Here is a 12,845-nt window from a genome sequence, read left to right on the forward strand (position 1 = left end):
GAAAACCTATTGACTTTTTTGCTATTTCACTTAGAATTATTTTCTTTTAGTGTTCCGGAGTAGCTCAGCGGTAGAGCAGTGGACTGTTAATCCATTGGTCGTTGGTTCGAACCCATCCTCCGGAGTTTTTTCTTCATTAAGGTTCGCATGACATAGAGAGGAAGTAAGGTCTGTGGGCTTTAGTATTCCCCAAGAAAGGATTTCTGAAAATGAGGCTCAAGGAAGTTGTCTTCTTTCTGGTAGGCTTCCTATCTCTTCCTCCGCCTTGGGTATTCTTGTCAGCATAACTGCAATTTTTGCTACGGCGGCAGTTACCTCCCTAAGCTTAACTTGTTCTCCGCAAATCCTTGTAATCGTAACAGCATTAGTCTCCGCTGTCCTTGCTATCCTATGCTTCGTGCAAATTGTTTTTCACATTCATGGTAAGAAAACATCCACTCTAAAACTGACAAACGATGAGTCACAACCCCAGGCTACCCAGTTACCCGAAATCTCTACAGCTCCTCAACTCGCAAACGCAGTATTTGATGAATTACAACAAAGGCTGTCTAGAGAATCAGATTTAGAGACTATAGAATACATCACACATGTTAAAGCTAATGAGTTCATTACAGATAAAGATGAGTGGCGGCGTGTTTTCTTAAAGAATCCTCTATTTTTACTACAAAGCGCCCTCTCTTCATGGAAAGTTGTCGACAAGCAAAACGAATATGTTGTCCTCTCTAAAGATTATATAGGATTTCGTCTTGTCCTTGCGGAATATGATTTTGAGGAACTTGAATCAGAGGCTTTCATTGCCCAACAACCACAACGCTGTTACATACATCAAGTTTGTCAAACCGATTTACCCGAAGAAATTCACAACAATCGCGTCATAAGAACACAGCTGCAAGATTTAACTTATGTACTTCCTATTGTTCCTAATTTCGTCACAGCCCGTGAAAGCACCAATCCGAATAGCACAAAAGATGCTGATTCAGTTCTCTATGAAATTTTTAAAACTTTCTTCATAAACTACTATGTAGCTTTAAATAGCTCTGTTACTCACAACAAAATAATCACACTACAGTTATTACACTCCGGCTATCCTGACCCCAGAGCCCGTCTGCTGGAAACTCTTGCTTTACTCTGCGCCATTGAACAAATGCGTTATACACAAACTCCCCAAACACACGCTGTTCAGCGAACCAGATCAGTAGAGACTCCTCCTCCCCAAACCTCAGAACACAAACAGAGCTCTACATATTTTACTTATGGATCTAGAGAAGCTTCTATACATACACCTACAGCAGATAAGTATGCATCTCCCTATGGTCAATTGCGATCTTTCCAACCTCAATCTCATCTGCAAACGGTATTGAATACACGAGATTCACACGCAACTGCTCCTGAAAATACAAGAAGCATTCCCACCCCCAATTTTGATGAAGTGCAAACCTTCTTAGTTAATCAAAGTGGAGAACGCGACATACCTTTAGATCCCAATCAGACTTCTGTCTATATTCTATCTCCAGAAGATTATTGGAAAATATTTGTAACAAAAGACACGACATCATTCCCAAGAGAATCATCTCCATTTGGTCTCCTTTCTCATTCTCAAGGAAGCCAAGAAAACTCCATGTTCAATCTGAATCTGGGGCGCTTCATGGAAACACAATTTATGATCGTAGCCAACCTAACGCAGGCTGAAATTCATAATCTCAGCAGCCTCTGTAAGGAAACAAATCCTAGACAATCTCAGAACAATACAGATGAATAACTTTGAGTCACGCTGTGGCTAATGTGGAATGATGAAGTAGGCGTGACAAAAGAGAGGCTCGGTACTGATGCAAAACTGACGTATCTGCTGATAAAAGCTCGCGCGCCTTTACCACATTCTCCTCCGGCATTTGACAGTGCTCAGGAAGATACTCTATATGCAATCCAGAAAGGATAACCAAACCTTTTTCTAAACGTCGGGAAATAATCGCGGCAGGTTGGTTGGGGAGATCTTCATAACGTGCTTCCACGCAAATTTCTTGGTACGTATCCGCATGTTCAAAATAGGGGCCACCATTAAATAAAGCCCACCCAGGCATAGGAAAATTCGAGAAAAGTAAGGGGGCGGCACGAACACCTACGGGACTGGTATAAGAAAACACTTGATTATACGCCGGGCCTACAGCTCTACCGGGGAAAAAACCCAATCCTCTATCCGCTTCATAAAGAGAGGCGTCAGGCTCACGAAAACTCAATCTCTTACACGCAAAGTAGGCTCCTGCACAAATCCCTAAATAACTGCCCCCCTCACGAATATAATTATCAATTCTTGCTGTTCCTAAACCATGAAGGATCTTATGATAAGGACGATCTGCACCCCCAGGGATAACTAATAACCTCGCAGAGAGCTCCCATAAAGGATCATAAAGAAGAAATCTCCCATTTACACGACAAATTTCTAGGTTTTCCTCAGTAGGGAGGCTATTTCTTAACCAACGCATCAGATGACGCAAATAATAGGGGGAGACGCCCTCATCAGAGTAAACGAGTATTTTTGTTCTCATAAAAAATAAACTAAGGATTAGTACTTGGAATAGAATCACTCAAATATTATAAAGTGTTTAATCCATTAAAATGTTATTTCTGGTAAAATATTTATTTTATTGCCTATAAAACTACGTTATTTTTGCAAAGACACCTATGTTTGTTAATAATTCTCAAACAAAACAATCACGTAATTTTGCTCTAGGACTATTCCACAGCCTTTTGGCGTGCCTTTACTGGGGAATTGTGTTCGTCATTCCTAATTTGTTAGAATCTTTTCAAGAATTAGATATTGTCTTAACCCGTTATACCATTTTTGGGCTTTTTTCTCTGTTACCCGTTCTGTGGAAGCGACAAAATATCTTTAAAAATACCACTTTGAATATTTGGGGGCAAAGCTTCCTCTGGGCTTTCCTTGTCAATGTAGTGTACTATTTTGGTATAGCCCTAGCTATCCGTTATGTAGGAGCCGCAATAACCATTATTATCGCTGGATTAGCACCCATAGCCGTTCTCTTCCACTCAAATATAAAGAAAAAAGAGCTTTCCTACCCCCTACTTTCTGCCATTAGTTGTGTGATATTCTTAGGAGTCGTGCTCACCAACCTCTCAGAGTTTCATGCTACGACAGCTACAAACCCCCCACAGTATTTCCTAGGCCTTGCCTGTGTCATCATCTCCACAGGAATCTGGGTTGCCTATATTATTTGCAATTATGACTTTTTGCTAAAAAATCCTAACATTTCCCCAGAATTATGGTGCACCATGTTGGGAGTATCTTCATTGGCTATCTGCCTGCCTTTGATTGTCATTTTGGATTGTCTGAACATTACACACGTAGCTCATAATTTCCTTACACATACCCCCGTATCGGAACGATTGCTCTTTATCCTTCTATGTTCAGCCATGGGGATATTGTCCTCATCTCGAGCCATTCTCTCATGGAATAAGGCAAGCCTGCATCTATCCCCCGCTCTTTTAGGAGCCATATTGATCTTCGAACCCATATTTGGTTTAACTTTATCCTATCTTTACGAAAGGAGCCTTCCCTCCCTACAGGAAGGGATCGGGATTTTCCTTATGCTAGGAGGAAGCTTAGTCTGTTTGATTCTGTTCGGGAAAAAAACAAGTCAAAAAGAAGCAGAAAACAACAAAGCTCTTCCCTTTGTTGATTAACCAAGTTGTATACTCATGGTGCGTAATATATTTTCTTATGATAACAATCTTTTACAGCAAGAAGTCTTTTCTGCTTCTAAAAGTAAAAGCAAATCTTCAAAAATACTCATCGAATAAAAAATTTATCTTCAGCTAAACTCACCTTACTATCTTAATCAATAAAACTTGATGAAGATTAAATCACAACCTCGCGTTTGAAAGTGTAAAACAAAAAACTTCACCATCTGGATTCTGGGTGAAGAAGAAACTGTATAAGTGTTCTTATGGACACATTGGAAATACTAGTGTATAGGTGTCTTTTGTTGTTACGCTTAAATGCCAGAGAGTTTTCGCATCTCCTATAGATAAAAATATTGGAGAAGGGTAACTAGCGTTCCCCAGGAGGCAAGCACCTTGAAAAAAGTTACACCCCCAGATTCCAGAAAATATAAGCGTGGGAATATGTCAGTTCATTCTCCTGGGACACCCACCCCTCGAAATTAGATTTAAGAATTCTATGGAGAAAATTTCCGGAAAATTAGAAAGCGTGCTTTTTGAAGATCATGATTCAAAGGAAACTGCTGCACGTATGAGAATACCCTATAAGGGTACCATGATCGTTATCAAAGGACAATTCCCCGATTCTTTTTTACAGCTCGGTATGCAACTACATGTATACGGAAAGTGGTCAGAAAATCCCAACCTAGGGAAGTACTTCCAAGTCTATAGTTGTGATTCTCAAGAAATGCGGGATAATCGCGGGATAATCAACTACCTTACCTCTAAACTTATCAAAGGCATTGGGCCAAAAATCACAGAAAAAATCATCGAGAAATTCCGAAATGACACCGCAGATATCCTCGATAATCAACCCGAAAGATTAATAGAAATCCCCGGGATTAGCCAAACACGCTGTGATAGTCTCTGTGAACAACTCCGCGAGCAAAAAAATCTTAGGACTACTCTACTCTTCCTACAACAGTACAACATTGCGATTCATTACGGTGTAAAAATCTATAAGAAGTATAAAGAGAACTCTATAGAAAAAATATGTGAAGATCCTTTTCTTCTTGCTAGAGAAATGGAGGGCATCGGATTTAAAACTGCTGATCTTATAGCAACACGTCTTGGCGTGCCTTTAAACTCACAAAGCCGATTATGTGCCGGAATACAATATTCCCTAGAAGAACTCCAAGAAGACGGTCATACTTGCTACCCCTTACAAAGTCTGGCGCAGTTAGTAGAGAAACTACTCAATCAAGATATTCCAGAAAAACTCATACGCATTGAAGAAATCATTTCTCAAGTGTACATCATGCAAGAGAAAAATCTTCTTCATATCGAAGAGTTAGAAAACACCCCCTACGTGTGGGTAAAACATATTTACCTAGCAGAAAAAACAGTAGTTTCTGATTTAAAACGTATTTTATTTTCCTCAAGGAAAATCCGCCCTATAGATAGCGATAAAGCCATTCAATGGGTTGAGGAAAACTTAAGTATACATTTAGAGCAAAACCAGAAAGAAGCTATTCGTGCGTGTTTTTCAGAAAAAATTCATATTATTACTGGAGGACCAGGAACAGGGAAAAGTACCATCACTAAGGCTATACTCAAGATATTTGAGCAAGTGACTTATAAAATCATTTTAGCAGCTCCTACAGGAAAAGCTGCAAAACGCATGACAGAAATTACTGGAAAACACTCGGTAACTATCCATGCACTATTACAATATGATTTTAAAACACGGTCTTTTCGTAAGAACTACGAAAACCCTATAGATTGCGATCTCATCATTGTCGATGAATCTGGAATGATGGATACCTATCTTTTATATCATTTCTTAAAAGCTCTTCCTGATCATGTGATCGTTATATTCATTGGAGATGTACACCAACTTCCTAGTATCGGCCCTGGCAATATCCTAAAAGATATTATCAATTCTAAAAAGATTACCGTGACTAAGCTCAATAAGATTTTCCGTCAGGTCCACGACTCTAACATCATTATCAATGCTCATAAAGTCAATGAAGGTGAGTTTCCTGTCCTATATTCTGAATCAGGCCGGAAAGATTTCTTATTTTTCCAAAAGGAAGATCCTCAAGAAGCTGTAGACCATATTGTCCATCTAGTGACACAGTTCATCCCTAAGAAATACCATATCTATCCCAAAGATATTCAAATTCTTGCGCCCATGAAAAAGGGGGTCTTAGGAATTCATAATCTTAATCGAGTCCTAAAATCCGCTTTAAATCCTAAGCAGGCAACTCTCCACGGGAGGTTTCATTCCTATGCTGTAGGAGATAAGGTTATGCAAATCCGCAACAACTACAATAAAGAAATATTTAATGGAGATATTGGGTATATCTCTATGATTAACTTTGAAAATAAACGCGTTGTAGTGAATATGGAAGGAAAGTATGTCGTCTATTCCTTCTCAGAGCTGGATGATTTGGTTTTAGCCTATGCTACCTCAGTGCATAAATACCAAGGAAGTGAAAGTCCGTGTATTATCCTCCCTATACACACTTCACATTTTATGATGCTTTACAGGAACCTGCTCTACACGGCCATCACGAGAGGAAAACAACTCGTAGTCTTAGTCGGAACGAAAAAAGCCATTGCTATAGCCACAAGAAATGATAAGGTACAACACCGCTGTACGGGACTCTTGCAAGCTCTTGAACAACTTACTCAGCCCCAATATCAGAAACATTATCATTAAATGAAAATAGACTAGTCCACGATCGTAAATAATAACTGAGGAGTTGTTAAGGAAAATACCTCTTCAGAAAAGTTCAAAAACTCTATGTTCCAAAGATCCATAACTCGATCCTTATCCAGACTCTCCAGTTTTAAAGATTTTGGAGAAAGCATACGCCATATTTCCCAAGCTGTTCCTGGAATAATGGGATAAGAAATCAATGCCAATAACTTTTGACAGTAACATGCACAAAAGAGTATGGCCTCTACACGATGGGTAAAACCTTCTTTCAGCAGCTTCCACGGCGCCTGATCATTAAAGTATACATTTCCTAATGCTGCTAACTCCATAATTGCACAGCATGCCTTACGTAAGCTGTACTTACTATAATGCTCCTGAGCATCTCGAACGATCTTCTGTGCATGATCTAAGAACTTTCTATCTTGATCTTCTAAGAGATCTGTTGAATATGCTAGTTCCTTGAACCCATTTTTCTCAGCAAATGCAAGAACTCTATTAATAAAATTCCCGAACTTGCCTACAAGCTCTGAATTACATCGAGTTTTAAAATCTATAAAGGTAAATTCGCTATCAGATGTCTCTGGAGCTGTTGCTGCTAAAACATAACGTAGTTTATCAAGAGAATACGTATCCAAAAAAGAATCGATATCTACATAATTCCCTTCGGACTTACTAAACTGGTAGCCTTCAAGCAGATAGAACTCAGAAGACACTAAAGCATCCATCTTCTTGTAGGGGATACTCTGACCTAATTCCATAGCTGGAAATATTGCCGCATGGAAAGGAATATTATCCTTGCCGATAAACTGCACATACTCTGTAGACTCTTCCAACCAAAAATCTTTCCAAGCATCAGGATTACTCAGAGATGCAGCCCAATCCATAGTTCCGCTAATATAGCCAATTGGAGCATCAAACCATACATAAAATACCTTGTTAGGAAAATCCGGAACGGGAATTCCCCAAGATAAATCTCTGGTAATCGCGCGTGGGCGTAAATTCTTTATATAATCTGTAACAAACTTACGAACATGTTCTGGTAAATAACACGTATCGATATATGCCAATAAAGGATCCACCATACGTTCTAAATGCAGAAACGCATGTTCAGTTTCTTTAAGAACAAGTTGAGATCCTGATAATTTAGATCGCGGATTAACTAAATCTGTAGCCTCATAGTCAGCGCCACATTTTTGACACTCATCACCACGAGCTCCATCAAATCCACATTTAGGACACGTGCCCTCTACGTAACGATCAGCAAGAAAACGGTTTTCTTCTTCAGAATATAACTGAAGAGAGATTTGATTTTCGATCAGACCTTTGGATTTCAATTCTTTATAAAAATCTTGGACCAGATCTTTATGAAAAGGGTTTGTAGTACGCGAGAAGAAATCTATCGAAATCCCTAACTTATCAAAAGTATCCTTATGTATCTTATGATACATATCCACATACTCTTGGTATCCCATACCTGCGCGTTCTGCATTCAATGTGATCGCTATTCCGTACTCGTCAGAACCACAAATATAAAGAACATCATCCCCTAACAATCTACGAAATCTCGCATAGACATCAGCGGGTAAGTAGGCTCCAGCTATATGTCCAAAGTGCAAAGGTCCATTTGCATAGGGTAATGCCGAGGTAATTAAGACACGTGAAGGCATTATTTCACGTCACTCCATGTATAAGCGGAAGGGTCTTTTCTTCTTCCTGAAGTACCACCTTCTCGTTTTTTCTCAGTAGTTGGAGTAGACACATGTTCGGTATCTTCTTCTATATAATCCGCTTGTACGCCTTCTTTTTCTAATAAAACTAAAGCTTCAATAGCAGCATTAGAAGAACGCACATCACCTTTTGCTATCCTAATTTTTGCCTGCTTAATCGCGTAATTCACTAAATTAAACGGGCTGTCAAACAACTGGTTTAACTTTTCATTGGTTAAACGATCTTTGTTAGTCATAATACGTTCCTATGTTCTTCTGCTATAAAAATACTTTTCAAAACCTCGTAAGATTTCTCCAAATCATCATTGATAATGACGTATTCAAATTTATTAGCCGCAGCTTGTTCAATAAGACTATGCTGCAACCGCTCTTGTCTTTGAGTATCTTGTTCTGATCCTCTTTGTTTTAGACGCCTTTCTAGCTCTTCCTGAGATGGCGCAGAAATAAAAATCGTCACTGTGGGAATTTTACTCCGCAAGACCAAAGCTCCTTCCACGTCAATAACCGCAACCGCGTGTCTCCCAGATTTCCAAATTTCATCAATCCCTAAACGACTCGTTCCGTAATACTCTCCAAAAAGTGCTACCCACTCAAGAAAATCATCATTGTCTAAGCGTCGTTGAAACTCCTCTTGAGAAACAAACTGATAATCTACTCCAGGAACTTCTTCAGGACGAGGTGCTCGTGTTGTAAGTGATAAAGTCTTCTGAAAAGAATCTGGAAATTCTTGAGCCAACATACGTACTAGCGTTGTTTTCCCAGCTCCAGCAGGAGCACTAATAGTAAATAATTTTGGTACGCATAGGGGATGATCGGGAGAAAAAGGAACACGAACTTTATCTTTCATAAACTATTAGAATACCTGCCTCACAGGAGCAAAACTTTTTCTATGACAATCACAAGGGCCAAAAGCCTTCAATGCCGCTAAATGAGCGGCTGTACCGTATCCCTTATGCTTATCAAAGCCATAATTAGGATAAAGCTGATGAAGCTCCCGCATTAAATCATCTCTATATTCTTTAGCTATAATCGATGCCGCAGCTATAGATGCAGACTTGGAATCTCCTTGAATAATCTTCTTACACGGAATCTTATGGGGTAGATGCAAACCATCCACTAGAAGAAAATCGGGATGAATAGGTAGATTAGCTATAGCTACTGCCATAGCTTCCTTGGTTGCTTCAAGGATGTTAATCTCGTCTATTCTTTCTACAGAGACAACTCCAAGTCCATAATATACCTCAGGATCATTCACAAGAATATCGCGAATTTTGCCTCTTTCTTTAGGTGTGAGCTTTTTGCTATCGTTCACTCCGGCAAACACCTTGCCTCGAGGAAGAATACAAGCTGCTGCAACCACAGGCCCAGCTAGAGGGCCTCTACCGACCTCATCTATCCCAGCTATGAGAGAAAAACCTTCACGGAAAACTTCTTCTTCGAAGATAGTTTTAGATAGAAACAGCTGTTCTGCATCCATAGCTAGCGTGTTCATAGATCGGTGTATCTTAAATAAAATGAGAAATCAGCTAAATTCAGTCGTTATAACTATTTCTTGGAAGATCTAGGACCAATATACTCTTTAACTTTAGCAGCTTTACCAGTTTTACCCTTCAAGTAGTACAGACGAGCACGAGAAACCTTACCGCGTTTCACTACTTCAATGCCAACAATCTTAGGACTATGAAGTAAAAAACTTTTTTCCATGCCTTCTCCGTAGGCTACCCGGTGTAAAGAAACCACTTCTCCAGCTCCTCCACCCTTACGAGCCATCACTGTACCTTGGAATGTCTGTGTTCGTTCTTTACCACCATCTACAATTTTTGTAGCTACACGAATGGTATCCCCAACACAAAAATCCGTAAGAATTTCTTTTCGAAGTTGTTCTTCTTGCAATTCCTTTATTAAGTTCCCCATATACTTCACCTACATTCTCTATTTCTATTCTGCCTGTTTGCAAGAGATAGCCCATAAATGGCCGTCAAAATCACGAACTAATCTCACCTCTCCACGATCGTCAGCTTGTTCTAGAGTGCCTCCAAGCATTTTCCATCGTCCTAAAAAACTAAAAAAGTCGTCTTTACAATCTAGTCGAAGCGACAAAAGGACTATATTTTTATTTTTTAATCCTACCTCTTGCAAATGTATTGTCATTTGCGTCTTCCCAGGGATCTGCAGTCTATCATTGACAGGTTGATTTAATCTAAACATCTTAGAATAAAATTTGCGCGACCGATTGAGGTCTTCAACCTCTAAAATTACCGCACTTTCCCCTTCTAGCACAGACTGTTGGAGATCAGACTCCTGCTGAGTTACTTCCTCGTTGTCCCGATCATAAAGATAACGGATATAGAGATCAGGACGTCTTTCTCTGGTTCTATCTAAACTTATTTGCTTTCTCCACTTGGAAATCGCTTGGTGATCCCCATGAAGAAGCACTTCAGGAACCTCGCGCCCTTCGAATATTCGAGGACGTGTATATTGAGGCCCCTCTAACAACCCGTTTTCCATAGAGTCCGCATCCGCACTCCCTTGATTCCCTAACACTCCGGGAATAAAGCGAGATAAAGCATCAATTACAACTAAAGCCGCGATGCCTCCGTTAGTTAAAACGTAATCCCCTATACTTATCTCTTCATCGACTTCACTTTCTAAGGCTCTTTCGTCAACACCTTCGTAATGCCCGCATAAGAATATCAAATGGGAGCATTTTGCTAATTCACGGCTCTTTTCTGCTGTTAAAAGCTTTCCTTGAGGAGAAAGATACACCACCTTAGAATCACTTCTTTTCACATGCCTTATTGCCTTTACTACAGGCTCAGCCATAAGAAGCATCCCATCATTATGAAAAGGAGCATCATCTACCTGCTTCCACTTACCCAATCCAAACTCTCGTATATCCCTGGATTGAATTTCTAACAGCCCTCTCTTAATAGCCCTCCCTAAAATACTCGAGCGCAAAGGACTATCAAAATACTCTGGGAATAAAGAAAGTATATCAATCTTCATCCCGAGACCAAAAAATTATTTAACGACACTTTGTTTTGCTTCAGCTCTTTTTAAAGAACGACGCTGACGATAAGCACGGCGTTTTTGGCATACAGCAGCTTTACGAGCCATTTTCTTAGCCATTAATTCACAGTAAACTCCAGGAGCTCCTTGCTTAATCAAAACAGCAGCCTTCTCTGTAAGTTCGGCTCCCTGATTTAGCCAGTGAAAGATTCGCTCGCTTTTCAATTGATAATTCACTGTACTGTGAGGATCGTACCAACCCAATAATTCGATATATCTACCATCACGAGGAGACTCAACGTCAGCAAGTACTAGTCTATAGACTACGTGATTTCTTCGTCCTTGTTGTCGTAAACGAATTTTTAACGCCACAGGTTTCCTCCAGACATTTTCTTTTTCATTTGTTCTATTCTCTCTTTACTCATATTTTTAAAAAACTTTTTAGATTGCATCATACGCTTCCGGAATTGATTTACATCACCTAAAGTCAATCCACAACCCGATGCTATTCTTTTCATGCGACTCATATCTAAATCGACTTCTTCTTTTCTCTCTTGAGGAGTCATAGAAAGAATGATCGCTTCTGTTTTTTTCATATGCTCTTCGGAATCCGCTATCTCTTTATCGCTAGGTTTAGCGCCACCAAAACTTGGCATCATTCCCATGAGTTTTCTAAGTGGACCCATGCGTCGAAACGCCTTAATCTGCTTATAATAATCTTCATAAGTAAAGGTCGATTCTATTAGCTTCTTCCCGAGTTCTTCGTCTTCTTCTTCAGAAATACATTCACGCATTTTTTGTACAAAATGCACGGTATCTCCCATACCTAAAATGCGATCCGCCATCGATTCCGCATTAAAAGGTCGAAGATCTTGTATTCTCTCACCGCATCCCTCAAATTTTATTGGTTTCCCCAATAAACTTTTCATAGATAATACGGCGCCGGCGCGAGCATCACCGTCTGTCATGGAGATAATCACTCCAGTCAAGTCTAAATAATTATCAAAGGCTTTTGCTGTAGAAACAGCGTCCTGTCCCATCGCTAAATTCATAACAAAAAGCCTTTCACATGCATGAGATACTTTTTGTATGGAGGCTAATTCTTCCATTAACACTTCATCAACATGCAAACGACCTGCTGTATCAATCAAAACAAGATCATGCCCTTCCTGTTTAGCGTAATCTAGAGCCTGAGAAACCACTTTTACAGGATCTTGTCCTTCGCTATTGTAAAGCTCAGCTTTAGTTTTTGAAATTAAGTTTCTCAATTGCTCTACTGCTGCAAAGCGTTTCAAGTCGCAGGGAACGACAAGCACTTTCTTTGCTTTACGTTCCTCTAAAACATAAGCTGCAAGCTTAGCGCAGGTCGTAGTTTTTCCTGTTCCTTGTAAGCCACAAAGTAAAATTACCCCAGGATTCCCAGAAGTATTTAAATCAGTTTTATCACCGAGTAGTTCTGTCAATTCTTCGTGTAAATACCGTATGAATTGTTGTCCGGGCGAAACATGTTTCCAGACTTCTTCTCCGAGAACTTTTTCCTTTACCTTGGCAATAAAACTTTTAACCACATGATAATTCACATCGGCGTCCAACAACGCCAATCGGACTTCCCGGATCGCTTCAGAGATATTTTCTTCAGTAATTCTACGTGAGGCAACCAGCGAAGAAAAAATTGAGGATAGTTTTTGCGATAAAGAACTGATCATCTA

General features: G+C 39.7%; 12 protein-coding genes and 1 tRNA gene. 4 read left to right on the forward strand and 9 right to left on the reverse strand.

The annotated features are described in order from the left end of the window. Positions 1–53 precede the first annotated feature (53 nt). Together G5O_RS08360 and G5O_RS08365 are read left to right on the forward strand one after the other, a co-directional pair. Positions 54–125 (forward strand) — tRNA-Asn (locus tag G5O_RS08360). 47 nt (positions 126–172) lie between these two features. Beyond that, on the forward strand, positions 173–1,759 hold the full coding sequence (locus G5O_RS08365; RefSeq protein WP_013747381.1) for a hypothetical protein: 1,587 nt from the start codon (positions 173–175) through the stop codon (positions 1,757–1,759). Positions 1,760–1,766: 7 nt separating this feature from the next. Here the strand turns inward: G5O_RS08365 and G5O_RS08370 are convergent, their stop codons facing one another. Continuing rightward, entirely contained in the window at positions 1,767–2,543 is a 777-nt protein-coding gene (locus G5O_RS08370) for a BPL-N domain-containing protein (RefSeq protein ID WP_006343314.1), read from the reverse strand. A 136-nt stretch (positions 2,544–2,679) separates the two neighbouring features. On the opposite strand from G5O_RS08370, the gene G5O_RS08375 reads away from it, so the two are divergent. Together G5O_RS08375 and recD2 are read left to right on the forward strand one after the other, a co-directional pair. Further along, complete coding sequence (locus tag G5O_RS08375) at positions 2,680–3,699, forward strand: DMT family transporter (protein WP_013747382.1); 1,020 nt, start codon at positions 2,680–2,682, stop codon at positions 3,697–3,699. Between the two features lie 496 nt (positions 3,700–4,195). After that, entirely contained in the window at positions 4,196–6,400 is a 2,205-nt protein-coding gene (gene recD2 / locus G5O_RS08380) for an SF1B family DNA helicase RecD2 (protein WP_006343316.1), read from the forward strand. Positions 6,401–6,411: 11 nt separating this feature from the next. Here the strand turns inward: recD2 and metG are convergent, their stop codons facing one another. The 8 genes from metG to ffh are packed head-to-tail and all read right to left on the reverse strand — an operon-like array spanning position 6,412 to position 12,842. Continuing rightward, complete coding sequence (gene metG, locus G5O_RS08385) at positions 6,412–8,067, reverse strand: methionine--tRNA ligase (RefSeq protein WP_013747383.1); 1,656 nt, start codon at positions 8,065–8,067, stop codon at positions 6,412–6,414. Next, entirely contained in the window at positions 8,067–8,363 is a 297-nt protein-coding gene (locus G5O_RS08390) for a hypothetical protein (RefSeq protein WP_006343318.1), read from the reverse strand. The genes metG and G5O_RS08390 overlap by 1 nt, the downstream gene beginning before the upstream one ends. Continuing rightward, positions 8,360–8,974 (reverse strand): guanylate kinase, encoded by a 615-nt coding sequence (gene gmk / locus G5O_RS08395; RefSeq protein ID WP_006343319.1) that lies wholly within the window; start codon positions 8,972–8,974, stop codon positions 8,360–8,362. The genes G5O_RS08390 and gmk overlap by 4 nt, the downstream gene beginning before the upstream one ends. Before the next feature lie 6 nt (positions 8,975–8,980). Continuing rightward, positions 8,981–9,619, reverse strand: a complete 639-nt coding sequence (locus G5O_RS08400; protein WP_006343320.1) for a ribonuclease HII — start codon at positions 9,617–9,619, stop codon at positions 8,981–8,983. Positions 9,620–9,672: 53 nt separating this feature from the next. After that, positions 9,673–10,041 carry a 50S ribosomal protein L19 gene (rplS, locus tag G5O_RS08405; RefSeq protein ID WP_006343321.1) on the reverse strand — a complete coding sequence of 123 codons (369 nt, stop codon included), beginning with the start codon at positions 10,039–10,041 and terminating at the stop codon, positions 9,673–9,675. A 24-nt stretch (positions 10,042–10,065) separates the two neighbouring features. Next, positions 10,066–11,133, reverse strand: coding sequence for a tRNA (guanosine(37)-N1)-methyltransferase TrmD (gene trmD / locus G5O_RS08410; protein ID WP_006343322.1), 1,068 nt, complete (start codon positions 11,131–11,133; stop codon positions 10,066–10,068). A 15-nt stretch (positions 11,134–11,148) separates the two neighbouring features. Continuing rightward, positions 11,149–11,508: a 30S ribosomal protein S16 gene (locus tag G5O_RS08415; RefSeq protein ID WP_006343323.1), complete on the reverse strand. Its 360-nt coding sequence runs from the start codon at positions 11,506–11,508 to the stop codon at positions 11,149–11,151. Further along, positions 11,499–12,842 (reverse strand): signal recognition particle protein, encoded by a 1,344-nt coding sequence (gene ffh / locus G5O_RS08420; RefSeq protein WP_006343324.1) that lies wholly within the window; start codon positions 12,840–12,842, stop codon positions 11,499–11,501. Before ffh ends, G5O_RS08415 begins: the two co-directional genes overlap by 10 nt. Positions 12,843–12,845 lie beyond the last annotated feature (3 nt).

The organism is Chlamydia psittaci 6BC (assembly GCF_000204255.1).
Lineage (GTDB): Bacteria > Chlamydiota > Chlamydiia > Chlamydiales > Chlamydiaceae > Chlamydia > Chlamydia psittaci.